Annotated in this window: 20 protein-coding genes, 4 tRNA genes and 3 pseudogenes; 17 read left to right on the top strand and 10 right to left on the bottom strand. The window is 52.9% G+C overall.

The window, feature by feature from the left end; genetic code table 11:
- The first annotated feature begins 165 nt into the window (after nt 1-165).
- Together murB and birA are read left to right on the top strand one after the other, a co-directional pair.
- Nucleotides 166-1194: a UDP-N-acetylmuramate dehydrogenase gene (gene murB, locus ACLJNW_RS22840; RefSeq protein WP_000149783.1), complete on the top strand. Its 1029-nt coding sequence runs from the start codon at nt 166-168 to the stop codon at nt 1192-1194.
- Entirely contained in the window at nt 1191-2153 is a 963-nt protein-coding gene (gene birA / locus ACLJNW_RS22835; RefSeq protein ID WP_000655746.1) for a bifunctional biotin--[acetyl-CoA-carboxylase] ligase/biotin operon repressor BirA, read from the top strand. Before murB ends, birA begins: the two co-directional genes overlap by 4 nt.
- A 34-nt stretch (nt 2154-2187) precedes the next feature.
- Here the strand turns inward: birA and coaA are convergent, their stop codons facing one another.
- Nucleotides 2188-3138 (bottom strand): type I pantothenate kinase, encoded by a 951-nt coding sequence (gene coaA, locus ACLJNW_RS22830; RefSeq protein ID WP_000023068.1) that lies wholly within the window; start codon nt 3136-3138, stop codon nt 2188-2190.
- A 208-nt stretch (nt 3139-3346) separates the two neighbouring features.
- Entirely contained in the window at nt 3347-3520 is a 174-nt protein-coding gene (locus tag ACLJNW_RS22825) for a hypothetical protein (protein WP_031624409.1), read from the bottom strand.
- Between the two features lie 19 nt (nt 3521-3539).
- On the opposite strand from ACLJNW_RS22825, the gene ACLJNW_RS22820 reads away from it, so the two are divergent.
- The 14 genes from ACLJNW_RS22820 to ACLJNW_RS22755 all read left to right on the top strand — a co-directional run bounded on the left by ACLJNW_RS22820 (nt 3540) and on the right by ACLJNW_RS22755 (nt 18094).
- Nucleotides 3540-3615: transfer RNA gene (locus ACLJNW_RS22820), tRNA-Thr, on the top strand.
- A gap of 8 nt (nt 3616-3623) precedes the next feature.
- Nucleotides 3624-3708: transfer RNA gene (locus tag ACLJNW_RS22815), tRNA-Tyr, on the top strand.
- 116 nt (nt 3709-3824) lie between these two features.
- Nucleotides 3825-3899 (top strand) — tRNA-Gly (locus tag ACLJNW_RS22810).
- A gap of 6 nt (nt 3900-3905) precedes the next feature.
- A tRNA-Thr gene (locus ACLJNW_RS22805) sits at nt 3906-3981 on the top strand.
- 115 nt (nt 3982-4096) lie between these two features.
- Nucleotides 4097-5281: an elongation factor Tu gene (tuf, locus tag ACLJNW_RS22800; protein WP_000031748.1), complete on the top strand. Its 1185-nt coding sequence runs from the start codon at nt 4097-4099 to the stop codon at nt 5279-5281.
- A gap of 229 nt (nt 5282-5510) precedes the next feature.
- Complete coding sequence (gene secE / locus ACLJNW_RS22795) at nt 5511-5894, top strand: preprotein translocase subunit SecE (protein ID WP_001275691.1); 384 nt, start codon at nt 5511-5513, stop codon at nt 5892-5894.
- A gap of 1 nt (nt 5895) precedes the next feature.
- Nucleotides 5896-6441, top strand: a complete 546-nt coding sequence (nusG, locus tag ACLJNW_RS22790) for a transcription termination/antitermination protein NusG (protein WP_001287521.1) — start codon at nt 5896-5898, stop codon at nt 6439-6441.
- 157 nt (nt 6442-6598) lie between these two features.
- The gene (gene rplK, locus ACLJNW_RS22785; RefSeq protein WP_001085926.1) at nt 6599-7027 is read left to right on the top strand and encodes a 50S ribosomal protein L11; all 429 of its coding nucleotides are present in this window, start codon (nt 6599-6601) and stop codon (nt 7025-7027) included.
- 3 nt (nt 7028-7030) lie between these two features.
- A complete protein-coding gene (rplA, locus tag ACLJNW_RS22780; RefSeq protein WP_001096676.1) occupies nt 7031-7735 on the top strand; it encodes a 50S ribosomal protein L1 in 705 nt (234 codons plus the stop codon).
- Between the two features lie 415 nt (nt 7736-8150).
- Nucleotides 8151-8648: a 50S ribosomal protein L10 gene (gene rplJ, locus ACLJNW_RS22775; protein ID WP_001207203.1), complete on the top strand. Its 498-nt coding sequence runs from the start codon at nt 8151-8153 to the stop codon at nt 8646-8648.
- A gap of 66 nt (nt 8649-8714) precedes the next feature.
- Nucleotides 8715-9080 carry a 50S ribosomal protein L7/L12 gene (gene rplL, locus ACLJNW_RS22770; RefSeq protein WP_000028882.1) on the top strand — a complete coding sequence of 122 codons (366 nt, stop codon included), beginning with the start codon at nt 8715-8717 and terminating at the stop codon, nt 9078-9080.
- Between the two features lie 317 nt (nt 9081-9397).
- On the top strand, nt 9398-13426 hold the full coding sequence (gene rpoB / locus ACLJNW_RS22765; RefSeq protein WP_000263105.1) for a DNA-directed RNA polymerase subunit beta: 4029 nt from the start codon (nt 9398-9400) through the stop codon (nt 13424-13426).
- Between the two features lie 76 nt (nt 13427-13502).
- On the top strand, nt 13503-17726 hold the full coding sequence (gene rpoC / locus ACLJNW_RS22760; RefSeq protein WP_000653965.1) for a DNA-directed RNA polymerase subunit beta': 4224 nt from the start codon (nt 13503-13505) through the stop codon (nt 17724-17726).
- Nucleotides 17727-17767: 41 nt separating this feature from the next.
- The gene (locus ACLJNW_RS22755; protein WP_001654075.1) at nt 17768-18094 is read left to right on the top strand and encodes a hypothetical protein; all 327 of its coding nucleotides are present in this window, start codon (nt 17768-17770) and stop codon (nt 18092-18094) included.
- Nucleotide 18095: 1 nt separating this feature from the next.
- Here the strand turns inward: ACLJNW_RS22755 and ACLJNW_RS22750 are convergent.
- Together ACLJNW_RS22750 and ACLJNW_RS22745 are read right to left on the bottom strand one after the other, a co-directional pair.
- Nucleotides 18096-18439: pseudogene (locus ACLJNW_RS22750) on the bottom strand (cytoplasmic protein).
- Between the two features lie 322 nt (nt 18440-18761).
- Nucleotides 18762-18869: pseudogene (locus ACLJNW_RS22745) on the bottom strand (IS481 family transposase); the annotation flags it as partial.
- Here ACLJNW_RS22745 and ACLJNW_RS22740 point away from each other — a divergent pair.
- Nucleotides 18852-19037: pseudogene (locus ACLJNW_RS22740) on the top strand (hypothetical protein); the annotation flags it as partial. The pseudogenes ACLJNW_RS22745 and ACLJNW_RS22740 sit on opposite strands and share 18 nt — an antisense overlap.
- Nucleotides 19038-19190: 153 nt before the next feature.
- Here the strand turns inward: ACLJNW_RS22740 and thiH are convergent.
- Genes thiH through thiC form a run of 6 tightly spaced genes read right to left on the bottom strand, consistent with a single transcriptional unit; the run spans nt 19191 to nt 24555 of the window.
- Nucleotides 19191-20324 (bottom strand): 2-iminoacetate synthase ThiH, encoded by a 1134-nt coding sequence (gene thiH, locus ACLJNW_RS22735; protein ID WP_024154451.1) that lies wholly within the window; start codon nt 20322-20324, stop codon nt 19191-19193.
- The gene (gene thiG / locus ACLJNW_RS22730; RefSeq protein WP_023204409.1) at nt 20321-21091 is read right to left on the bottom strand and encodes a thiazole synthase; all 771 of its coding nucleotides are present in this window, start codon (nt 21089-21091) and stop codon (nt 20321-20323) included. Before thiG ends, thiH begins: the two co-directional genes overlap by 4 nt.
- A 1-nt stretch (nt 21092) precedes the next feature.
- Complete coding sequence (gene thiS / locus ACLJNW_RS22725) at nt 21093-21293, bottom strand: sulfur carrier protein ThiS (RefSeq protein WP_023203715.1); 201 nt, start codon at nt 21291-21293, stop codon at nt 21093-21095.
- Complete coding sequence (locus ACLJNW_RS22720) at nt 21274-22032, bottom strand: HesA/MoeB/ThiF family protein (RefSeq protein WP_023204410.1); 759 nt, start codon at nt 22030-22032, stop codon at nt 21274-21276. Before ACLJNW_RS22720 ends, thiS begins: the two co-directional genes overlap by 20 nt.
- Nucleotides 22025-22660, bottom strand: a complete 636-nt coding sequence (gene thiE, locus ACLJNW_RS22715; RefSeq protein WP_023204411.1) for a thiamine phosphate synthase — start codon at nt 22658-22660, stop codon at nt 22025-22027. Before thiE ends, ACLJNW_RS22720 begins: the two co-directional genes overlap by 8 nt.
- On the bottom strand, nt 22660-24555 hold the full coding sequence (gene thiC / locus ACLJNW_RS22710) for a phosphomethylpyrimidine synthase ThiC (RefSeq protein WP_000108412.1): 1896 nt from the start codon (nt 24553-24555) through the stop codon (nt 22660-22662). The genes thiE and thiC overlap by 1 nt, the downstream gene beginning before the upstream one ends.
- Nucleotides 24556-24576 lie beyond the last annotated feature (21 nt).

Raw genomic sequence — 24576 nt, 5'->3', positions numbered from 1 at the left:
GGCCCTGTCGGAAGACAGGGCCTTTTGTTTTTGTCTGTTTCTGCCGGATGGCGGCTCCGCCTTATCCGGCCTACAGGGACGCGCCGATCCACCCTCAATATAACCACAAGCCTTCCCAACACAGATACGGTAAACTATTGCCGATTGAGTATCAGGAAAGCAGCCATGACCCACTCCCTAAAACCCTGGAATACCTTCGGCATTGATCATTGTGCAAAGCACATCGCATGCGCTGAAAACGAACAACAACTACTGAGCGCCTGGCAGCAAGCAACTCGTGAGGGACTGCCGGTTATGATCCTGGGTGAAGGAAGCAATGTCCTGTTTCTGGAAAATTACGCCGGCACCGTGATCCTTAACCGCCTGAAAGGCATTGAGGTCAATGAAACCGCGGACGCCTGGCACCTACACGTCGGCGCAGGCGAAAACTGGCATCAGCTGGTTCGCTACGCGCTGGACAACAACATGCCCGGCCTGGAGAATCTGGCGCTCATCCCTGGCTGCGTTGGTTCCTCGCCTATACAGAATATTGGCGCGTATGGCGTAGAACTACAGCGCGTCTGCGACTACGTTGACTGCGTTGAACTGGAAACGGGAAAACGTCTGCGTTTGTCCGCGGCGGAATGCCGTTTCGGCTATCGTGACAGTATCTTCAAAAATGAATATCAGGATCGCGTTGCGATCGTCGCGGTGGGTCTGCGTTTGTCAAAGCAATGGCAGCCGGTGTTGACCTATGGCGATCTTACTCGTCTGGACCCGAAAACGGTCACCGCGCAACAGGTGTTTGATGCTGTATGCCATATGCGCACCACAAAATTGCCGGATCCTAAAGTGAATGGCAATGCGGGCAGCTTTTTTAAAAATCCCGTTGTCGCAGCCGATATCGCTATGGAACTGTTAGAACGATTTCCCAACGCGCCGCATTACCCTCAGGCAGACGGCTCAGTGAAGCTGGCGGCAGGCTGGCTGATAGATCAATGTCAGTTGAAAGGCGTCACCATTGGCGGCGCTGCGGTGCATCGCCAACAGGCGCTGGTATTGATTAATGCGAATGATGCGACAAGTAAAGATGTGGTGGCGCTGGCGCATCATGTCCGGCAAAAAGTGGGTGAAAAATTTAATGTCTGGCTGGAGCCTGAGGTTCGCTTTATTGGTCGGTCCGGAGAGGTGAACGCTGTGGAGAGCATTGCATGAAAGATACTACCGTTCCCCTGACGCTGATCTCACTACTTGCCGACGGAGAGTTTCACTCAGGCGAGCAGTTGGGTGAACGGCTGGGAATGAGCCGCGCGGCTATTAATAAACATATCCAGACATTACGCGACTGGGGAGTAGATGTATTTACCGTTCCCGGGAAAGGATATAGCTTACCGGAACCCATCCAGTTACTGGATGCTGACCGTATACATAGCCAACTGGATAGCGGAAACGTGGCGGTATTGCCCGTTATCGATTCAACCAATCAGTATTTACTTGATCGAATTGGCGAGCTGCGTTCAGGTGATGCCTGTGTAGCAGAATACCAACAGGCGGGGCGTGGTCGTCGCGGGCGTAAATGGTTCTCACCGTTTGGTGCGAATCTATATCTTTCAATGTACTGGCGTCTGGAGCAGGGGCCTGCGGCGGCAATAGGCTTGAGTCTGGTCATTGGAATTGTGATGGCGGAAGTGCTGCGTGAACTGGGCGCAGATAAAGTTCGTGTGAAGTGGCCTAACGACCTTTACCTATTGGACCGCAAACTGGCGGGTATTCTGGTCGAGTTAACCGGTAAAACGGGCGATGCCGCACAAATAGTGATTGGCGCTGGTATTAACATGGCAATGCGTCGCGTAGAAGAGGACGTGATAAATCAGGGATGGATCACACTACAAGAGGCCGGAATTACGCTCGACCGCAATATGCTGGCCGCAAAGCTGATTTATAAGCTACGTGCTGCGCTTGAGCTTTTTGAGCAAGAAGGTCTTTCTCCTTATCTTTCGCGCTGGAAAAAACTGGATAATTTTATTGATCGCCCGGTAAAACTAATTATTGGCGACAAAGAAATATTTGGTATTTCTCGCGGCATTGATACTCAGGGTGCATTATTGCTTGAACAGGATGGCGTGATTAAACCCTGGATGGGTGGGGAAATATCGCTGCGAAGCGCCGAATAGTAAAAAAGGGGAGTCGGTACTCCCCTTTTTTCTGTTATTTCCGCAATCTTACCTGTTCCACCGCATGGTTAGCGCTCTTGGTCATAATAAGGCTGGCACGTTCTCGTGTAGGTAAGATATTTTGTTTTAAATTCAACCAGTTAATTTCTTTCCAAAGCGAAGCTGCTGTATTAACAGCTTCTTCTTTAGATAATTTCGCATAATTGTGGAAATAAGAGTCAGGATCGGTAAACGCCCCTTCGCGGAATTTCAGGAAGCGATTGATATACCACGTCTGAAGAAGTTCTTCTGGCGCATCCACGTAAATAGAGAAATCAACGAAATCAGAGACAAATACATGATGCGGATCGTGAGGATAATCCATACCGCTTTGTAAAACATTCAAACCTTCAAGAATCAATATATCAGGCTGAGCGACGGTTTTATCCCCTTCAGGAATAACATCGTAAATCAAATGAGAATAGACTGGCGCCGTCACGTTCGGTACGCCCGACTTGAGGTCAGAAACGAATTTCACCAGTCGGTGCATATCATACGATTCGGGGAACCCCTTTTTCTTCATTAACCCGCGTTCTTTCAACACCTGGTTTGGGTGGAGGAAGCCGTCTGTGGTAATCAATTCAACACGGCGGTGTTCCGGCCAGCGACTCAGCAACGCTTGCAGAACGCGTGCTGTCGTGCTTTTACCCACTGCGACGCTGCCCGCGATACTGATGATATAAGGGATTCGCTGGCCGTTAGTGCCCAGAAACTGTTCCAGGACAGCCTGACGACGCAGATTTGAACTGATATAGAAATTTAGCAAACGGGAGAGAGGTAAATATATTTCTGCAACTTCTTCCAGCGATAAATCTTCATTAATGCCTTTTAACTGCGCGATCTCATCCTCGGTCAGGGTCATCGGCACAGAATCGCGAAGCGCAGCCCACTGGCTGCGATCAAACTGTAGGTAAGGCGTCATTAACGATTGCTCTTTTATACTCATAAGCATGTTTCTGGCTGCTATTGCTACATCAGTTCAGCGATGAACGAGGGCCATCCCTGACATGCAACGGCACGTCACATTTAAGTTAATTTGGACAATGGGCAGGAGGGTAACACCAGATGGGGAGGAATAATAAGAAAAAATCTCGCTGTGAAAGCTATCCCTGAGAAGCAATGTGACGAATATACCAGATACAGAAGATTGCTTTCTATCGACGGAGCGTTGAAATGCCGCGTCGTATCCTGGTCAGACGTTCGGTAAAATGCCGAAAATTTATGCTCTCTTGTTTGAAATTAGAGCATTTTTGTCTCTTATAGCGCAAAATGTGAGCGATAGAACATTTTATGCAATTTTTTAGTTGCATGAGCACGCAGGTCTCCATAGAATGCGCGCTACTTGATGCCGACTTAGCTCAGTAGGTAGAGCAACTGACTTGTAATCAGTAGGTCACCAGTTCGATTCCGGTAGTCGGCACCATCAAGTCCGGTGGGGTTCCCGAGCGGCCAAAGGGAGCAGACTGTAAATCTGCCGTCACAGACTTCGAAGGTTCGAATCCTTCCCCCACCACCATTTTCGGCCGCGCGATGGCGCAGCCCGAGACGATAAGTTCGCTTACCGGCTCGAATAAAGAGAGTTTCTCTCGATATTCAGTGCAGAATGAAAATCAGGTAGCCGAGTTCCAGGATGCGGGCATCGTATAATGGCTATTACCTCAGCCTTCCAAGCTGATGATGCGGGTTCGATTCCCGCTGCCCGCTCCAAGATGTGCTGATATAGCTCAGTTGGTAGAGCGCACCCTTGGTAAGGGTGAGGTCGGCAGTTCGAATCTGCCTATCAGCACCACTTCTTTTCTCCTTCCTGTTTTTCTCTTCTGTTTATTAGCATTCAACAAGTCGGGCGTGTTGCCTGGTTGATGTGGTGATATCACCGATTTATCCGTGTCTTAGAGGGACAATCGATGTCTAAAGAAAAGTTTGAACGTACAAAACCGCACGTTAACGTCGGTACTATCGGCCACGTTGACCATGGTAAAACAACGCTGACCGCTGCCATTACTACCGTACTGGCTAAAACCTACGGCGGTGCCGCTCGCGCATTCGACCAGATCGATAACGCGCCGGAAGAAAAAGCGCGTGGTATCACCATCAACACTTCTCACGTTGAATACGATACCCCGACCCGCCACTACGCACACGTAGACTGCCCGGGGCACGCCGACTATGTTAAAAACATGATCACCGGTGCTGCTCAGATGGACGGCGCGATCCTGGTTGTTGCTGCGACTGACGGCCCGATGCCGCAGACCCGTGAGCACATCCTGCTGGGTCGTCAGGTAGGCGTTCCGTACATCATCGTGTTCCTGAACAAATGCGACATGGTTGATGACGAAGAGCTGCTGGAACTGGTTGAAATGGAAGTTCGTGAACTTCTGTCTCAGTACGACTTCCCGGGCGACGACACGCCGATCGTTCGTGGTTCTGCTCTGAAAGCGCTGGAAGGCGACGCAGAGTGGGAAGCGAAAATCATCGAACTGGCTGGCTTCCTGGATTCTTACATCCCGGAACCAGAGCGTGCGATTGACAAGCCGTTCCTGCTGCCGATCGAAGACGTATTCTCCATCTCCGGTCGTGGTACCGTTGTTACCGGTCGTGTAGAACGCGGTATCATCAAAGTGGGCGAAGAAGTTGAAATCGTTGGTATCAAAGAGACTCAGAAGTCTACCTGTACTGGCGTTGAAATGTTCCGCAAACTGCTGGACGAAGGCCGTGCCGGTGAGAACGTAGGTGTTCTGCTGCGTGGTATCAAACGTGAAGAAATCGAACGTGGTCAGGTACTGGCTAAGCCGGGCACCATCAAGCCGCACACCAAGTTCGAATCTGAAGTGTACATTCTGTCCAAAGATGAAGGCGGCCGTCACACTCCGTTCTTCAAAGGCTACCGTCCGCAGTTCTACTTCCGTACTACTGACGTGACTGGCACCATCGAATTGCCGGAAGGCGTAGAGATGGTAATGCCGGGCGACAACATCAAAATGGTTGTTACCCTGATCCACCCGATCGCGATGGACGACGGTCTGCGTTTCGCAATCCGTGAAGGCGGCCGTACCGTTGGCGCGGGCGTTGTTGCTAAAGTTCTCGGCTAATCGCTGATAACATTTGACGCAATGCGCAATAAAAGGGCATCATTTGATGCCCTTTTTGCACGCTTTCACACCAGAACCTGGCTCATCAGTGATTTTATTTGTCATAATCATTGCTGAGACAGGCTCTGTAGAGGGCGTATAATCCGAAAGGCGAATAAGCGTTTCGATTTGGATTGCCTCGCGATTGCGGGGTGAAAATGTTTGTAGAATACTTCTGACAGGTTGGTTTATGAGTGCGAATACCGAAGCTCAAGGGAGCGGGCGCGGCCTGGAAGCGATGAAGTGGATAGTTGTTGCCATATTGCTGATCGTCGCAATCGTCGGCAACTACCTCTATCGCGACATGATGCTGCCGCTGCGTGCGCTGGCCGTAGTAATTCTGATTGCTGCAGCGGGTGGTGTCGCGCTGTTGACGACAAAAGGTAAAGCAACCGTTGCTTTTGCCCGTGAAGCGAGAACCGAAGTCCGTAAGGTCATTTGGCCGACTCGCCAGGAAACGCTGCACACCACGCTGATCGTCGCTGCGGTTACCGCAGTTATGTCACTGATCCTGTGGGGACTGGATGGTATTCTGGTTCGCCTGGTATCCTTTATCACTGGCCTGAGGTTCTGAGATGTCTGAAGCACCTAAAAAGCGCTGGTACGTCGTTCAGGCGTTTTCCGGTTTTGAAGGCCGCGTAGCCACATCGCTGCGCGAGCATATCAAATTACACAATATGGAAGAGCTGTTTGGCGAAGTCATGGTGCCGACTGAAGAAGTCGTTGAGATCCGTGGCGGCCAGCGTCGCAAAAGCGAACGCAAATTCTTCCCGGGTTACGTTCTGGTCCAGATGGTCATGAACGACGCAAGCTGGCACCTGGTGCGCAGCGTGCCGCGTGTGATGGGCTTTATCGGCGGTACGTCTGACCGTCCGGCGCCGATCAGCGACAAAGAAGTCGATGCGATCATGAACCGCCTGCAGCAGGTTGGCGATAAGCCGCGGCCGAAAACTCTGTTTGAACCGGGTGAAATGGTTCGTGTTAACGACGGTCCGTTCGCAGACTTTAACGGCGTTGTCGAAGAAGTCGATTATGAGAAGTCTCGCCTGAAAGTGTCTGTTTCTATCTTCGGTCGTGCGACCCCGGTAGAGCTGGACTTCAGCCAGGTTGAGAAAGCGTAAGGCTGCGATCAAAAAAGCAGCGATCTAATCGTTGCATAGGGCGCGAAATTGACATACAATTTCGCGCCTTTTGTTTTTATGGGCCTTATGCCCATAAAGCGATATTTATCACGGGGAGCTTCTTTGAAGCGATACTACCCAATTCGAGGAATTTAGAATGGCTAAGAAAGTACAAGCCTACGTCAAGCTGCAGGTTGCAGCTGGTATGGCGAACCCGAGTCCGCCGGTTGGTCCAGCACTGGGTCAGCAGGGTGTGAACATCATGGAATTCTGCAAAGCGTTCAACGCAAAAACGGATTCCATCGAAAAAGGTCTGCCGATTCCGGTTGTTATTACCGTTTACGCTGACCGTTCTTTCACCTTCGTTACCAAAACGCCTCCGGCAGCTGTTCTGCTGAAAAAAGCGGCTGGTATCAAGTCTGGTTCCGGCAAGCCGAACAAAGACAAAGTAGGTAAAATTTCCCGCGCTCAGCTGCAGGAAATCGCGCAGACCAAAGCTGCCGACATGACTGGTGCCGACATTGAAGCGATGACTCGCTCCATCGAAGGTACTGCACGTTCCATGGGCCTGGTAGTGGAGGACTAAGAAATGGCTAAACTGACCAAGCGTATGCGCGTGATCCGTGAAAAAGTTGATGCGACCAAACAGTACGACATCAACGAAGCTATTGCCCTGCTGAAAGAGCTGGCCACTGCTAAATTCAACGAAAGCGTTGACGTTGCCGTTAACCTCGGCATCGACGCTCGTAAATCTGACCAGAACGTTCGTGGCGCGACTGTACTGCCGCACGGTACTGGCCGTTCTGTTCGCGTTGCCGTATTTACCCAGGGCCCGAACGCTGAAGCAGCTAAAGCTGCTGGCGCTGAGCTGGTAGGTATGGAAGATCTGGCTGACCAGATCAAGAAAGGCGAAATGAACTTCGACGTTGTTATCGCATCCCCGGATGCAATGCGCGTTGTTGGCCAGCTGGGCCAGGTTCTGGGTCCGCGCGGCCTGATGCCAAACCCGAAAGTCGGTACCGTAACGCCGAACGTTGCTGAAGCGGTTAAGAACGCTAAAGCAGGTCAGGTTCGTTACCGTAACGACAAAAACGGCATTATCCACACCACCATCGGTAAAGTGGACTTTGACGCTGACAAACTGAAAGAAAACCTGGAAGCTCTGCTGGTTGCGCTGAAAAAAGCAAAACCGAGCCAGGCGAAAGGCGTGTACATCAAGAAAGTTAGCATCTCCACCACCATGGGTGCTGGTGTTGCCGTTGATCAGGCTGGTCTGAGCGCATCTGCGAACTAAGATTAGTCTTTACGTGGGCGGTGATTTTGTCTACAATCTTACCCCCACGTATTCTGCTAGTTGCAGACGTATATCCGAGATATTCGGGTTGTGGCAAGGCGGAAATTGAGTGAGTCGCCAGGAGCATAGCTAACTATGTGACTGGTGTGAACGAAGGAAGCCAACGCCGCCACAAGCTGAATAGCGACGGATAGACAAGATTTGTTCGTTGGAGCCTGGCCTATCCAGGCCTCCGTCGAAGACCGCAGGCGTCTCGCAAGAGGCTTAATCCCCTGCGTAGACGGTGACAGAACGCTAAGATTATTTTTGATACTCTGGCTTGTTTCTGCTCACCGTATTAAGACGCTCTTCTCGTTGAGATGAGTGAAGTGAGTTCCGGAACATGAGTTCCGGCAAACATCCAGGAGCAAAGCTAATGGCTTTAAATCTTCAAGACAAACAAGCGATTGTTGCTGAAGTCAGCGAAGTAGCCAAAGGCGCGCTGTCTGCAGTAGTTGCGGATTCCCGTGGCGTAACTGTAGATAAAATGACTGAACTGCGTAAAGCAGGTCGTGAAGCTGGCGTATACATGCGTGTTGTTCGTAACACCCTGCTGCGCCGCGTCGTTGAAGGTACTCAGTTCGAGTGCCTGAAAGACACGTTTGTTGGTCCGACCCTGATTGCATACTCTATGGAACACCCGGGCGCTGCTGCTCGTCTGTTCAAAGAGTTCGCGAAAGCGAATGCAAAATTTGAGGTCAAAGCTGCAGCCTTTGAAGGTGAGCTGATCCCGGCGTCTCAGATCGACCGCCTGGCAACTCTGCCGACCTACGAAGAAGCAATTGCACGCCTGATGGCAACCATGAAAGAAGCTTCGGCTGGCAAACTGGTTCGCACACTGGCTGCTGTACGCGATGCAAAAGAAGCTGCGTAATCGCAGTTGTCTTTATCAAGCATTTGCTTACGTATAAACTTATTCTGATATTCAGGAACAATTTAAATGTCTATCACTAAAGATCAAATCATTGAAGCAGTATCCGCTATGTCCGTAATGGACGTTGTAGAACTGATTTCTGCAATGGAAGAAAAATTCGGTGTTTCCGCTGCTGCTGCTGTAGCTGTAGCTGCTGGCCCGGCTGAAGCTGCTGAAGAAAAAACTGAATTCGACGTAATTCTGAAAGCTGCTGGCGCTAACAAAGTTGCTGTTATCAAAGCAGTACGTGGCGCAACTGGCCTGGGTCTGAAAGAAGCTAAAGACCTGGTAGAATCTGCTCCGGCCGCTCTGAAAGAAGGCGTGAGCAAAGATGACGCTGAAGCACTGAAAAAATCTCTGGAAGAAGCTGGCGCTGAAGTTGAAGTTAAATAAGCCAACCCTTCCGGTTGCAGCCTGAGAAATCAGGCTGATGGCTGGTGACTTTTTAGTCACCAGCCTTTTTGCGCTGTAAGGCGCCAGTAGCGTTTCACACTGTTTGACTACTGCTGTGCCTTTCAATGCTTGTTTCTATCGACGACTTAATATACTGCGACAGAGCGTACGTTCTGTGTAAATCGCAATGAAATGGTTTAAGCGTGATAGCAACAGGCATTGCGGAAAGTATCCATTTTCCGGTCAACAAAATAGTGTTGCACAAACTGTCCCCCGCAGGACAGATGGGTCGACTTGTCAGCGAGCTGAGGAACCCTATGGTTTACTCCTATACCGAGAAAAAACGTATTCGTAAGGATTTTGGTAAACGTCCACAAGTTCTGGATGTACCTTATCTCCTTTCTATCCAGCTTGACTCGTTTCAGAAGTTTATCGAGCAAGATCCTGAAGGGCAGTACGGCCTGGAAGCAGCCTTCCGTTCCGTGTTCCCGATTCAGAGCTACAGCGGTAATTCCGAGCTGCAGTACGTCAGCTACCGCCTTGGCGAACCGGTGTTTGACGTTCAGGAATGTCAGATCCGTGGCGTGACCTATTCCGCACCGCTGCGCGTAAAACTGCGTCTGGTGATCTACGAGCGCGAAGCGCCGGAAGGCACCGTTAAAGACATTAAAGAACAAGAAGTCTACATGGGCGAAATTCCGCTCATGACCGACAACGGTACCTTTGTTATCAACGGTACTGAGCGTGTTATCGTTTCTCAGCTGCACCGTAGTCCGGGCGTCTTCTTTGACTCCGACAAAGGTAAAACCCACTCTTCGGGTAAAGTGCTGTATAACGCGCGCATCATTCCTTACCGTGGTTCCTGGCTGGACTTCGAATTCGATCCGAAGGACAACCTGTTCGTGCGTATCGACCGTCGCCGTAAACTGCCTGCGACCATCATCCTGCGTGCGCTGAACTACACCACTGAGCAGATCCTTGACCTGTTCTTTGAGAAAGTCGTCTTCGAAATTCGCGACAACAAACTGCAGATGGAGCTGATTCCAGAACGTCTGCGCGGCGAAACCGCGTCGTTCGATATCGAAGCTAACGGCAAAGTGTACGTTGAAAAAGGCCGTCGCATTACCGCGCGTCACATCCGTCAGCTGGAAAAAGACGATATCAAGCATATCGAAGTTCCGGTTGAGTACATCGCAGGTAAAGTCGTCTCTAAAGACTACGTTGACGAATCTACTGGCGAGCTGATCTGCGCGGCGAACATGGAGCTGAGCCTGGATCTGCTGGCTAAGCTGAGCCAGTCCGGCCACAAGCGTATCGAAACGCTGTTTACCAACGATCTGGACCACGGCCCGTACATTTCTGAAACGGTACGCGTCGACCCAACTAACGATCGTCTGAGCGCGCTGGTAGAAATCTACCGCATGATGCGCCCTGGTGAGCCGCCGACTCGCGAAGCGGCTGAAAGCCTGTTCGAGAACCTGTTCTTCTCCGAAGACCGCTATGACCTGTCTGCGGTGGGTCGTATGAAGTTCAACCGTTCTCTGCTGCGCGACGAAATCGAAGGTTCCGGTATCCTGAGCAAAGACGACATCATTGATGTCATGAAGAAGCTCATCGATATCCGTAACGGTAAAGGCGAAGTGGATGATATCGACCACCTCGGCAACCGTCGTATCCGTTCCGTCGGCGAAATGGCGGAAAACCAGTTCCGCGTTGGCCTGGTGCGTGTAGAGCGTGCGGTGAAAGAGCGTCTGTCTCTGGGCGATCTGGATACCCTGATGCCTCAGGATATGATCAACGCCAAGCCGATTTCCGCCGCAGTGAAAGAGTTCTTTGGTTCCAGCCAGCTGTCTCAGTTTATGGACCAGAACAACCCGCTGTCTGAGATTACGCACAAACGTCGTATCTCCGCACTCGGCCCAGGCGGTCTGACCCGCGAACGCGCAGGCTTCGAAGTTCGAGACGTACACCCGACGCACTACGGTCGCGTATGTCCTATCGAAACGCCGGAAGGTCCGAACATCGGTCTGATCAACTCCCTGTCCGTGTACGCACAGACTAACGAATATGGCTTCCTTGAGACGCCGTACCGTCGTGTGGTTGATGGCGTGGTCACTGACGAAATTCATTACCTGTCTGCTATCGAAGAAGGCAACTACGTTATCGCTCAGGCGAACTCCAACCTGGATGACGAAGGCCACTTTGTAGAAGATCTGGTGACCTGCCGTAGCAAAGGCGAATCCAGCTTGTTCAGCCGCGACCAGGTTGACTACATGGACGTTTCCACCCAGCAGGTGGTCTCCGTCGGTGCGTCCCTGATCCCGTTCCTGGAACACGATGACGCCAACCGTGCATTGATGGGTGCGAACATGCAACGTCAGGCGGTTCCGACTCTGCGCGCTGACAAGCCGCTGGTGGGTACCGGTATGGAACGTGCTGTCGCCGTCGACTCCGGTGTTACTGCAGTAGCTAAACGTGGCGGTACTGTTCAGTACGTGGATGCGTCCCGTATCGTTATCAAAGTTAACGAAGACGAGATGTACCCGGGCGAAGCGGGTATCGACATCTATAACCTGACCAAATACACCCGCTCTAACCAGAACACCTGTATCAACCAGATGCCATGTGTGTCTCTGGGCGAGCCGGTTGAACGCGGCGACGTGCTGGCAGACGGTCCGTCCACCGACCTCGGTGAACTGGCACTCGGTCAGAACATGCGCGTGGCGTTCATGCCGTGGAACGGCTACAACTTCGAAGACTCCATCCTCGTTTCCGAGCGTGTTGTCCAGGAAGACCGTTTCACCACCATCCACATTCAGGAACTGGCGTGCGTGTCCCGTGACACCAAGCTGGGGCCGGAAGAGATCACCGCTGACATCCCGAACGTGGGTGAAGCTGCGCTCTCCAAACTGGATGAATCCGGTATCGTTTACATCGGCGCGGAAGTAACCGGCGGCGACATTCTGGTCGGTAAGGTGACGCCGAAAGGTGAAACCCAGCTGACGCCGGAAGAGAAACTGCTGCGTGCGATCTTCGGTGAGAAAGCGTCTGACGTTAAAGACTCTTCTCTGCGCGTACCTAACGGTGTCTCCGGTACGGTTATCGACGTTCAGGTCTTTACTCGCGATGGCGTAGAAAAAGACAAACGTGCTCTGGAAATCGAAGAGATGCAGCTCAAGCAGGCGAAAAAAGACCTGTCTGAAGAACTGCAAATCCTCGAAGCGGGCCTGTTTAGCCGTATCCGTGCGGTACTGGTGTCCGGCGGCGTTGAAGCTGAGAAGCTCGACAAACTGCCGCGCGATCGCTGGCTGGAACTCGGTCTGACCGACGAAGAGAAACAAAATCAGCTGGAACAACTGGCTGAGCAGTATGACGAACTGAAACACGAGTTCGAGAAAAAACTTGAAGCGAAGCGCCGTAAAATCACCCAGGGCGACGATCTGGCGCCGGGCGTGCTGAAGATCGTGAAGGTCTATCTGGCCGTTAAACGCCGTATCCAGCCGGGTGATAAGATGGCAGGTCGTCACGGTAACAAGGGTGTTATCTCTAAGATCAACCCGATCGAAGACATGCCTTACGATGAAAACGGCACGCCGGTCGACATCGTACTGAACCCGCTGGGCGTACCGTCTCGTATGAACATCGGTCAGATTCTGGAAACCCACCTGGGTATGGCTGCGAAAGGTATTGGCGACAAGATTAACGCCATGCTGAAACAGCAGCAGGAAGTCGCGAAACTGCGCGAATTCATCCAGCGTGCCTACGATCTGGGCGCCGACGTTCGTCAGAAAGTCGACCTGAGCACCTTCAGCGATGATGAAGTGCTGCGTCTGGCAGAAAACCTGCGTAAAGGTATGCCGATTGCCACACCAGTGTTTGACGGTGCGAAAGAAGCGGAAATCAAAGAGCTGCTGAAACTGGGCGACCTGCCGACCTCCGGTCAGATCACCCTGTTCGATGGCCGTACGGGTGAACAGTTCGAACGTCCGGTAACCGTCGGTTACATGTACATGCTGAAACTGAACCACCTGGTTGATGACAAGATGCATGCGCGTTCTACCGGTTCTTACAGCCTGGTTACTCAGCAGCCGCTGGGTGGTAAGGCGCAGTTCGGTGGTCAGCGCTTCGGGGAGATGGAAGTGTGGGCGCTGGAAGCTTACGGCGCCGCCTACACCCTGCAGGAAATGCTCACCGTTAAGTCTGATGACGTGAACGGTCGTACCAAGATGTATAAGAACATCGTGGACGGCAACCATCAGATGGAACCGGGTATGCCGGAATCCTTCAACGTTCTGTTGAAAGAGATCCGCTCGCTGGGCATCAACATCGAACTGGAAGACGAGTAATTCTCGCTCAAACAGGTCACTGGTGTCGGGGTAAAACCCGACACCAGATTGTGCTAACTCCGACGGGAGCAAATCCGTGAAAGATTTATTAAAGTTTCTGAAAGCGCAGACTAAAACCGAAGAGTTTGATGCGATCAAAATTGCTCTGGCTTCGCCAGACATGATCCGTTCATGGTCTTTCGGTGAAGTTAAAAAGCCGGAAACCATCAACTACCGTACGTTCAAACCTGAGCGTGACGGCCTTTTCTGCGCCCGTATCTTTGGGCCGGTAAAAGACTACGAGTGCCTGTGCGGTAAGTACAAGCGCCTGAAACACCGTGGTGTTATTTGTGAGAAGTGCGGCGTTGAAGTGACCCAGACCAAAGTACGCCGTGAGCGTATGGGCCACATCGAGCTGGCGTCTCCGACTGCTCACATCTGGTTCCTGAAATCGCTGCCGTCCCGTATCGGTCTGCTGCTCGATATGCCGTTGCGTGATATCGAACGCGTACTGTACTTCGAATCTTATGTGGTTATCGAAGGCGGTATGACCAACCTGGAACGTCAACAGATCCTGACTGAAGAGCAGTATCTGGACGCGCTGGAAGAGTTCGGTGACGAATTCGACGCGAAGATGGGGGCGGAAGCTATCCAGGCCCTGCTGAAGAGCATGGATCTGGAGCAAGAGTGTGAAACTCTGCGCGAAGAGCTGAACGAAACCAACTCCGAAACCAAGCGTAAGAAGCTGACCAAGCGTATCAAACTGCTGGAAGCCTTCGTGCAGTCTGGCAACAAGCCAGAGTGGATGATCCTGACCGTTCTGCCAGTTCTGCCGCCAGATCTGCGTCCGCTGGTTCCGCTGGATGGTGGTCGTTTCGCCACGTCAGATCTGAACGATCTGTATCGTCGCGTGATCAACCGTAACAACCGTCTGAAACGTCTGCTGGATCTGGCTGCGCCGGACATCATCGTACGCAACGAAAAACGTATGCTGCAGGAAGCGGTCGACGCCCTGCTGGATAACGGTCGTCGCGGTCGTGCGATCACCGGTTCTAACAAACGTCCTCTGAAATCTTTGGCCGACATGATCAAAGGTAAGCAGGGTCGTTTCCGTCAGAACCTGCTCGGTAAGCGTGTTGACTACTCCGGTCGTTCTGTAATCACCGTAGGTCCATACCTGCGTCTGCATCAGTGCGGTCTGCCGAAGAAAATGGCGCTGGAGCTGTTCAAACCGTTCATCTACGGCAAACTGGAACTGCGAGGACTCGCCACCACCATCAAAGCCGCGAAGAAAATGGTTGAGCGCGAAGAAGCTGTCGTTTGGGATATCCTGGACGAAGTTATCCGCGAACACCCGGTACTGCTGAACCGCGCACCAACACTGCACCGTCTGGGTATCCAGGCATTTGAACCGGTACTGATCGAAGGTAAAGCTATCCAGTTGCACCCGCTGGTTTGTGCGGCATATAACGCCGACTTCGATGGTGACCAGATGGCTGTTCACGTACCGCTGACGCTGGAAGCCCAGCTTGAAGCGCGTGCGCTGATGATGTCTACCAACAACATCCTGTCTCCGGCGAACGGCGAACCTATCATCGTTCCGTCTCAGGACGTGGTATTGGGTCTGTACTACATGACCCGTGACTGTGTTAACGCCAAAGGCGAAGGCATGGTGCTGACTGGCCCGAAAGAAGCTGAGCGTATCTATCGCGCAGGTCTGGCCTCTCTGCATGCGCGCGTTAAAGTGCGTATCACTGAATATGAAAAAGATGAAAACGGCGAATTCGTTGCGCACACCAGCCTGAAAGACACGACCGTTGGTCGCGCCATTCTGTGGATGATCGTACCGAAAGGTCTGCCTTTCTCCATCGTCAACCAGGCGCTGGGCAAGAAAGCGATCTCCAAAATGCTGAACACTTGCTACCGTATTCTGGGCCTGAAACCGACCGTTATTTTTGCGGACCAGACGATGTACACCGGCTTTGCTTATGCAGCGCGTTCAGGTGCGTCCGTTGGTATTGATGACATGGTCATCCCGGAGAAAAAACACGAGATCATCTCTGAAGCGGAAGCTGAAGTTGCTGAGATCCAGGAGCAGTTCCAGTCTGGTCTGGTAACCGCTGGCGAACGCTATAACAAAGTTATCGATATCTGGGCTGCGGCGAACGATCGTGTATCCAAAGCGATGATGGATAACCTGCAAACCGAAACCGTGATTAACCGTGACGGCCAGGAAGAGCAGCAGGTTTCCTTCAACAGCATCTACATGATGGCCGACTCCGGTGCGCGTGGTTCTGCGGCACAGATTCGTCAGCTTGCTGGTATGCGTGGTCTGATGGCGAAGCCGGATGGCTCCATCATCGAAACGCCAATCACCGCGAACTTCCGTGAAGGTCTGAACGTACTCCAGTACTTCATCTCCACCCACGGTGCTCGTAAAGGTCTGGCGGATACCGCACTGAAAACCGCGAACTCCGGTTATCTGACCCGTCGTCTGGTTGACGTCGCGCAGGATCTGGTGGTGACCGAAGATGACTGTGGTACGCACGAAGGTATCCTGATGACCCCGGTTATCGAGGGGGGCGATGTTAAAGAGCCGCTGCGTGACCGCGTTCTGGGTCGTGTGACGGCGGAAGATGTGCTGAAGCCGGGTACGGCGGACATTCTGGTTCCACGCAACACGCTGCTGCACGAACAGTGGTGTGACCTGCTGGAAGCAAACTCCGTTGACGCCGTTAAAGTGCGTTCCGTTGTATCCTGCGACACCGACTTTGGTGTATGTGCGCACTGCTATGGTCGTGACCTGGCGCGTGGCCACATCATCAACAAAGGTGAAGCTATCGGCGTTATCGCGGCACAGTCCATCGGTGAACCGGGTACACAGCTGACGATGCGTACGTTCCACATCGGTGGTGCGGCATCGCGTGCGGCTGCTGAATCCAGCATCCAGGTTAAGAACAAAGGTAGCATCAAGCTCAGCAACGTGAAGTCGGTTGTGAACTCCAGCGGTAAACTGGTTATCACTTCCCGTAACACCGAACTGAAGCTGATCGACGAATTCGGTCGTACCAAAGAGAGCTATAAAGTGCCTTATGGCGCTGTCATGGCGAAAGGTGATGGCGAGCAGGTTGCCGGCGGCGAAACCGTGGCAAACTGGGACCCGCACACCATGCCGGTTATCACCGAAGTGAGTGGTTTCATCCGCTTCACTGACATGATCGACGGTCAGACCATTACGCGTCAGACCGACGAACTGACCGGTTTGTCTTCGCTGGTGGTTCTGGATTCGGCTGAACGTACTACCGGTGGTAAAGATCTGCGTCCGGCGCTGAAAATCGTTGATGCTCAGGGTAATGACGTTCTGATCCCGGGTACCGATATGCCTGCGCAGTACTTCCTGCCGGGTAAAGCGATTGTACAGCTGGAAGATGGCGTACAGATCAGTTCTGGTGACACCCTGGCGCGTATTCCTCAGGAATCCGGCGGTACCAAGGATATCACCGGTGGTCTGCCGCGCGTTGCGGACCTGTTCGAAGCGCGTCGTCCGAAAGAACCGGCCATTCTGGCGGAAATCGCAGGTATCGTTTCCTTCGGTAAAGAAACCAAAGGCAAACGTCGTCTGGTGATTACGCCGGTTGATGGTAGCGATCCGTACGAAGAGATGATTCCGAAATGGCGTCAGCTCAACGTGTTCGAAGGGGAACGTGTAGAACGTGGTGATGTGATTTCCGACGGTCCGGAAGCGCCGCACGATATTCTGCGTCTGCGTGGTGTTCATGCTGTGACGCGTTACATCGTTAACGAAGTCCAGGATGTATACCGTCTGCAGGGCGTTAAGATTAACGATAAACACATCGAAGTTATCGTTCGTCAGATGCTGCGTAAAGCGACCATCGAAAGCGCCGGTAGTTCCGACTTCCTGGAAGGCGAACAGGTTGAATACTCTCGCGTCAAGATCGCTAACCGCGAGCTGGAAGCGAACGGCAAAGTGGGGGCTACCTTCTCCCGCGATCTGCTGGGTATCACCAAAGCGTCTCTGGCAACCGAATCGTTCATCTCTGCCGCATCGTTCCAGGAGACCACGCGTGTCCTGACCGAAGCAGCCGTTGCGGGTAAACGCGACGAACTGCGCGGCCTGAAAGAGAACGTTATCGTGGGTCGTCTGATCCCGGCGGGTACCGGTTATGCGTACCACCAGGATCGTATGCGCCGTCGCGCCGCGGGCGAGCAGCCAGCAACACCGCAGGTCACTGCGGAAGATGCATCTGCAAGCCTGGCAGAACTGCTGAACGCAGGTCTGGGCGGTTCTGATAACGAGTAATCGTTAAATGGTGGAGGGGTATTTATCCCTCCACCAGCTTCATGCTGGATACCGAATTCCGGGTCGCTTGCCTACAAGGAAAGAAAATGCCAGCGATTATTTCATTAATCTATTTAATGTTTAGTCTTTTAGTATTTACAAAAAAGATAACCATTTCAAACGTTCTGTCCGCTTTTTTATTGTTTCTATCGTTATATATACTTCACCATAAATCATTACTTATATTTATTTATTGTCTTATTATTATTGTCGCCACCGTTATTCTTCATCAAGTCAAAACCAGCGCGGATAAAAAAGCCGTATTTTATTTTTCAATGCCATGCTGGCTCTTGATTTTATCTGTAATTATAAATTTAATGAATAAATGAATTATTTTTTCATGACTCTTGTTTCTCGCATTATTTGTGAAAACTCATTGTCACTGGTTATATGAATAAATTGTCCAGTTGTTGCATTATATTTTGCCATCGCACAGGGAAGACTATTACCGCCGTTAGCCATAACAAATTTTGCTTTTGTATTACGATAAAGATTGACGCCAGGAATGGGGTCTTGACCGAATGTATAAGGCGTTGGGACAATCACATTATGTTTGTTTGAGAGCCACTTTGCTAAAATCCCGTCAACGCCATTAACCGGCGTAATAAAAGTAGAGAATCCACAATACTCAAAATTGAATTTTTTACCATTGGGTTTCTTTTTTTCTGTAACATTAAATCCAAATGTGACTTTAAATTTATCCCATAAATCTAAGTTATTAAAGTCTATTGGCTCGCCATTATAAAATACCTGCTGTTCATACATTAAATGATAAACCTGTTTTATTGGTTGTTTACGCGGGAAATTTTAAATCATTAAATGAAGCATTTAATTCCATTAAGGTCTTTAGGCCGAAAAAAACACACAGACGACTTTATAATCGGACAATACATCAATCCCAGATGTCCGAGGATGTAGTGCGTATAGGTAAAATGATATGTATTAGCTCAGACCTGATCTGACAGTTACCGGTTATTTATACAGATATCTGTCAGATTACATCTGGCTTAACTTTTTCTCAGCCCAGATGCGTTTTCCATCAAGTAACGTTACCATCGGCGTCCGGCCGCAACACATTTTTCCCTGATGGGTTCGCCCCTGATTCCCGTTGTTCTGGGGCATCATTTTATGGACAAAAACGATCAGCAGACACGGTTGGAAGAGGGGGCGCCAGCGAAATTACAGTCAGGAACGCTGCCCGAAAAGTTCAAGTTCACCGCTATTTCGATAATCCAGTGGCCAGCCCCCGGTCGTCAGTTACTGATGAAGGGGAAAAGGCTGGGCAAAAATGAGGAAGGGATAATTTGCCCTGGTCAGCTTCCGTTGCTGACGATGACAAAATAAAAAAACGGGAGGTCGATAACAATCTCCCGTTTTTCGCATTACGTACTCGCTCGTGAAATATTAATGCGTTTACATACGGGTTCACCGCATTTGCGAAGCGCGCCCCAGCCAACTGTCCCAGTCTTTCCATACGGGCTGTAACCCTTGCGCGCTTAACGCGCTTGCAACGACTTCTGGCCGACGGGCATCGTGGGGAGAAAACTGCTCCAGTTCCGGATGATCGTCAGCGTAGCCACCGGGCTGGGTTTTCGAGAAGGCGCTGACGTTATTGATCGCCAGCGGGATCACGTTATCGCGGAACCACGGCGATTCGCGGGTGGAGAGTGATAATTCAATTTCCGGCGCCAATAACCGGAAAGCGCAAATCGTTTGCACCAGTTGCTTTTCATCCATCACAGATGCGGGTTCCACACCGCCAGTACACGGACGCAGACGCGGGAAGGAAACAGAATAGCGACTCTGCCAGTACTGTTTTTGCATCCACAACAGATGCTCCGCCACCATATAGCAATCCACCCGCCAGTTGTCCGACAGACCAATTAGCGCGCCAAGACCGATTTTGTCGATACCTGCCCGGCCTAACCGATCCGGCGTTTCCAGCCGCCAGAAAAAGTCCTGTTTCTTTCCCTTCAGGTGATGCTGTGCATAGATTGCCTCATGATAAGTCTCCTGATAAACCATCACGCCATCGATCCCCAGCGTTTTGAGCTCCGCATAGTTTTCTTGCGACAAGGGCTGGACTTCCATCTGTAAAGAGGAAAATTGACGGCGGATGGTGGGTAAATGACGGCGAAAATAGTCCATGCCGACTTTGGCCTGATGTTCGCCGGTGACTAATAGCAGATGCTCAAAACCTAACTCACGGATAGCGTCGCACTCCCTTTCAATATCCACCTCATTCAGCGTCTTACGCTTGATGCGGTTGCTCATCGAAAAACCGCAGTAGGTGCAGTCGTTGGCACAGAGGTTTGAGAGATAAAGCGGCACATAGAAACTGACGGTGTTGCCAAAGCGCTGGCGGGTCAGCCTTTGTGCCCGCTGCGCCAGCGGCTCAAGATAATCGGCGGCGGCGGGGGAAAGTAACGCCATCATATCCTCGCGGTTGAGGCGTGAAGCATTCAGCGCCCGCTCCACATCGGCGGCGGTTTTACCGTTGATGCGCAGGCGAATATCGTCCCAGTCCAGTTGCCGCCAGCGGTCGGTGAAGGTTTTCATGCTAACGCCTCCAGAAATCCGGTGAGCGGGCTGGTGGCGCTGGCGTAGGTGCTACGATTACCCGGTACCGCCTGACGCGCCAGTAATCCGGCTTCCACCGCCAGACGGAAAGCGGTTGCCATCATCACCGGATCGTCCGCCACGGCAATCGCCGTGTTGACCAGTACCGCATCAGCGCCCATTTCCAGCGCCTGTGCGGCATGGCTGGGCACGCCGATCCCGGCGTCGACCACCACCGGTACGGTGGACTGCTGAATAATAATCTCCAGCATGGCTTTGGTTTCCAGCCCCTGATTCGAACCGATAGGCGCGCCGAGCGGCATCACCGCCGCGCAGCCGACCTCTTCCAGCCGCTTGCACAGCACCGGATCTGCGCCACAGTAGGGCAGCACCACAAAACCCTGCTTCACCAGCGCCTCGGCGGCTTTCAGCGTTTCGATTGGATCCGGCAGCAGCCAACGGGCATCCGGGTGGATTTCTAATTTCAACCAGTTTGTGCCCAGCGCTTCACGCGCCAGTTGGGCGGCGAAGATCGCCTCTTCGGCAGTTTTCGCCCCGGAGGTATTGGGCAGCAGCGTGATGCCCGCTTCAATCAGCGGCGCCAGAATCGCATCAGTGTGCTGGCGCAGGTCCACGCGCTTCATCGCCAGCGTCACCAGTTGGCTGCCGGAAGCGCGAATTGCCTCGACCATCAGTTGCGATGAGGCAAACTTCCCGGTACCGGTGAACAGATGTGAATCAAACGTTTTGTCAGCAATACGTAACATATCAACCCCCTGCAATAACCTGAAAAAGCAGGATCTGGTCGCCTTCCTGCACGATTTGCTGCTGCCACTGCTCGCGCGGCAGGATCTGCTGATTGAGCGCCAACGCCGCGCCCGGTTTGAGCTGGTTGAGCTGGATAAGCAGCCCGCTGACGGTTTGCCCTGCGGCGCACTGCATCGGCTCGTCATTGAATTGAATTTGCATGTTGCCCTCCGCATACCGGACAGCCGCTGGCACGACGCAGCGCCAGGCTGCGCCACTGGCTGGTTTTACCGTCAAAGAGGCGTAGCTCTCCGCTGGGCGTCTCTATACCGCTGAGTAATTTAATCGCCTCCAGCGCCTGCAAAGTGCCCATCACGCCAACAACCGGTCCGACGATACCGGCGGTACGGCAGTTGCGTTCAGGCTCGACATCGTCCGGCCACAGGCAGCGGTAACAGCCTTGTTCCCACGGTGGTGTGAGGACCATTAGCTGGCCGCCAAAGCCGACGGCGCTGGCGGAAATTAACGGAGTGTTGAGCGCCACACAGGCGGCGTTAATCTCCTGGCGCGTCGCCATGTTATCGGTACAGTCGAGCACTACGTCGGCGTGTGCTACCGCGTTTTTAAGCACATCGCCAGTCAGACGTTGTTGCAATACGATCAGCTTGCTACCGGGGTTGAGCTGCGCCAGCCGTAGTTTTGCCGCCTGCGCCTTCGGGTGGGCGATATCGTCGGTGGTGAACAGAATTTGCCGCTGGAGATTGCTCAAGTGAACATCGTCATCATCCGCCAGCGTCAGTTTGCCGATGCCCGCCCCCGCCAGATACAGTGCGGCAGGCGAACCCAATCCGCCTAAGCCGACAATCAATACATGGCTATCGAGCAGTTTTTGCTGGCCTTCAATGGCGATATCGCCGAGCAGAATCTGGCGGCTGTAGCGCATAAAGTCACGGTCATTCATCGCCGACTCCCGCGATTGCCAGCAGTTGCGCGGTGGCTTCACGCCAGTCTGCTGCCTGGGTAATGGCGCTAACCACAGCCACGCTGCCGACGCCGGTCGCCAGTACCGCTGGGGCGCGTTCAAGGCTGATGCCGCCGATCGCGACGGTCGGGTAATCCGCCAGTCGTTCAATATGACTGGCCAGCTGCGCCAGCCCCTGTGGGGCGGAAGGCATCTGCTTGGTTTGCGTCGGGAAGACGTGGCCGAGTGCGATATAAGAAGGCTTAGCGGCCAGCGCCACGTCTATTTCCATATCATCGTGGGTCGATACGCCCAGGCGTAAGCCCGCCGCCTGAATCGCCTTCAGGTCGGTGGTTTCAAGGTCTTCCTGGCCGAGATGCACGCCGTAAGCGCGGTGCTTAATTGCCAGACGCCAGTAATCGTTGATAAACAGACGGGCGTCATAACGACGCCCCAGTGCAATGGCGGCGATAACGTCGGCTTCCACCTCTTCATCGCGCTTATCTTTGATACGCAACTGGATCGTGCGTACGCCCGCCTCCAGCAGGCGTTCAACCCATGCAACGCTGTCCACCACCGGGTAAAGCCCGAGGCGGAACGGCACGGTTGGGAAATCAGGCTGATACATCAGGCTTCCTCCCGTTTGAGATAAATTTCGCCGCCTTTGGCGCGGAAGTTCTCCGACATATCCGCCATGCCGACTTCAATGGCTTGCGCGGCGGCGTAGTCACGCACTTCCTGACTGATTTTCATCGAGCAGAATTTCGGCCCGCACATCGAACAGAAGTGGGCGACCTTGCCGGACTCCTGCGGCAGGGTTTCATCGTGATAAGCGCGGGCGGTGAACGGGTCGAGCGCGAGGTTAAACTGGTCTTCCCAGCGGAATTCAAAGCGCGCTTTCGACATCGCGTTATCGCGGATCTGCGCGCCCGGATGCCCTTTGGCTAAATCCGCGGCGTGGGCGGCGATTTTGTAGGTGATCAGCCCCTGCTTCACATCTTCTTTGTTCGGCAGGCCGAGATGCTCTTTCGGCGTCACGTAGCATAGCATCGCGCAGCCAAACCAGCCGATCATCGCCGCGCCAATGCCAGAGGTGAAGTGGTCATAGCCCGGCGCGATATCGGTGGTCAACGGCCCTAAGGTGTAGAACGGCGCTTCGTGGCAGCTCTCCAGCTCTTCGGTCATGTTGCGCTGAATCATATGCATCGGCACGTGGCCCGGGCCTTCAATCATCACCTGCACGTCGTATTCCCAGGCGATTTTGGTCAACTCGCCCAGCGTATGCAGCTCGGAGAACTGCGCTTCGTCGTTGGCGTCCTGAATGGAGCCGGGGCGCAGGCCGTCGCCCAGCGACAGGGAAACGTCGTAGGCGGCGCAGATTTCACAAATCTCGCGGAAATGTTCGAACAGGAAGTTCTCTTTGTGATGGGAGAGACACCACTTTGCCATGATCGAACCGCCGCGCGAGACAATACCGGTCAGGCGTTTGGCGGTCATCGGCACGTAGCGCAGCAGCACGCCGGCGTGGATGGTGAAGTAGTCGACGCCCTGTTCGGCCTGCTCCAGCAGCGTGTCGCGGAACGCTTCCCAGGTGAGATCTTCGGCGATCCCGTTGACCTTTTCCAGCGCCTGGTAGATCGGTACAGTACCGATCGGTACCGGGCTGTTACGCAGGATCCATTCGCGGGTTTCGTGGATATAGCGACCGGTGGAGAGGTCCATCACCGTGTCCGCGCCCCAGCGGGTTGACCACACCAGCTTCTCGACCTCTTCTTCGATGGAGGAGGTGACCGCCGAGTTACCGATGTTGGCATTCACTTTGACCAGGAAGTTGCGGCCGATAATCATCGGCTCCGATTCCGGGTGGTTGATGTTGGCGGGAATAATCGCGCGGCCCGCGGCGACTTCATCACGCACGAATTCCGGCGTAATGTTTTCCGGCAGGCGCGCACCAAAGTTCATGCCCGGATGCTGGTGGCGCAGCACTTCACTGCGAATGCGCTCACGGCCCATATTTTCACGGATGGCGATGAACTCCATTTCGGGAGTGACGATCCCCTTGCGGGCGTAGTGTAACTGGGTGACGCGCTTGCCCGCTTTAGCGCGTTTTGGCGTCAGCAGGCCGGTAAAACGCAGATCGTCCAGGCCATCGTCGGCCAGACGTTCTCTGGTATAAGCCGAGCTACGGTCGTCTAATTCTTCGCTATCGTTACGTGCGTCAATCCATGGCTGGCGCAGTTTCGCCAGACCCTGCTGGACGTTAATCGCCACCTCAGGATCGCCATAGGGGCCGGAGGTGTCGTATACCGGCACGGCTTCGTTCTCTTCAAACTGCGGGTTGTCTTTACTGCCGCCGATGAGCGTGGGGCTCAGTTGAATTTCACGCATCGGTACGCGAATATCATGCTGCGAACCGGTCACGTAGATGCGTTTCGAGTTGGGAAAGGCAGTCCCTTCCAGCGTATCGATAAAATGCTGGGCTTTAGCGCGCTGCTCGCGGCGGGTTAACGTTGTTGTAGACATAGCTCATTCCAAAAAATTAAG

Origin of the sequence: Salmonella sp. SAL4457 (assembly GCF_046548235.1) — a bacterium.
Lineage (GTDB): Bacteria > Pseudomonadota > Gammaproteobacteria > Enterobacterales > Enterobacteriaceae > Salmonella > Salmonella enterica.
Note: the sequence above shows the minus strand (reverse complement) of the source record. Positions and strands in the feature narration are given on the sequence as shown.